Genomic DNA, 256 nt, shown 5'->3' on the forward strand with positions numbered 1-256 from the left:
GTAATGCCAAGAACAGGCTCTAAACCAGAATCTATAATTTCCACATGAACATCATTAATACAGTCCTCATCTATAAAACTAATTAATTTACTTTTTAAATCACTTTCAAGGTGCGAATAGCTCTCAAGTACGTCATCTCTAATTAAGATAAATTTATGAAATAGAATTTCTCGTTTATTATGATGTAATGGCATACCTATGATGTAGTCGCTACCTAATATGCTTAATTCCTGTGGAACATCCCCGTTAACACTAT

The 256-nt window shown here is 32.0% G+C and carries 1 protein-coding gene; it reads right to left on the bottom strand.

The annotated features are described in order from the left end of the window. Nucleotides 1–256 (bottom strand): hypothetical protein (locus SB724_RS20935; protein ID WP_410572882.1); only part of this gene is annotated, 256 nt, incomplete at both ends.

This window comes from Bacillus sp. SIMBA_031 (genome assembly GCF_046535225.1).
GTDB classification, from domain to species: Bacteria; Bacillota; Bacilli; order Bacillales; family Bacillaceae; genus Bacillus; species Bacillus velezensis.